At 72.2% G+C, this 439-nt stretch carries 1 protein-coding gene; it reads right to left on the bottom strand.

Annotated features, from left to right (window positions below; all coding sequences use genetic code 11):
• Window positions 1–87: 87 nt before the first annotated feature.
• On the bottom strand, window positions 88–439 hold a 352-nt coding region (locus tag JMF97_RS30930; RefSeq protein ID WP_203224704.1), incomplete at its 5' end, for a cation transporting ATPase C-terminal domain-containing protein.

A 439-nucleotide genomic window follows, 5' to 3' on the forward strand; every position in this document is an offset into this window, starting at 1 on the left:
CGGGTGACCGTGACATCACCGCCTGATCCAGGGCCGGTGCTGTCACGGCCTGAAACAGGGCCGGTGCTGTCACGGCCTGAAACGACCTCAGGACGGCGATTCCGGCGACGGGTGGTCACCGGGGTCAGTGTGGTCGGCGTTCGGGCGGTCGAGTGGGGGTAGCCGGGCCACCAGTCTGGTCATGGCGCCGTTGGGGAGGGTGGCACCGAGGGCGGAGCCGGTGGCGATGGTCCAGCCGACCGGGCCGAGCGGGGTGCACCCGAAGAACTGGCTCACCCCGGGCGTCTGCACCACCGCGGCAAGTACGCCGAACGACACGGCGGTGGAGGCGAGCACGGTCGGGCTGGTGCCGCCGGCCAGTACGGTCTGCCCGATCTGCGTACCGACCAGGGAGACCAGTGCGACGGTGCCGGCGCGTCGGCGGCGGCCGGTGTAGCGG

Origin of the sequence: Micromonospora fiedleri (genome assembly GCF_016774385.1) — a bacterium.
Taxonomy (GTDB): Bacteria; Actinomycetota; Actinomycetes; order Mycobacteriales; family Micromonosporaceae; genus Micromonospora; species Micromonospora gifhornensis.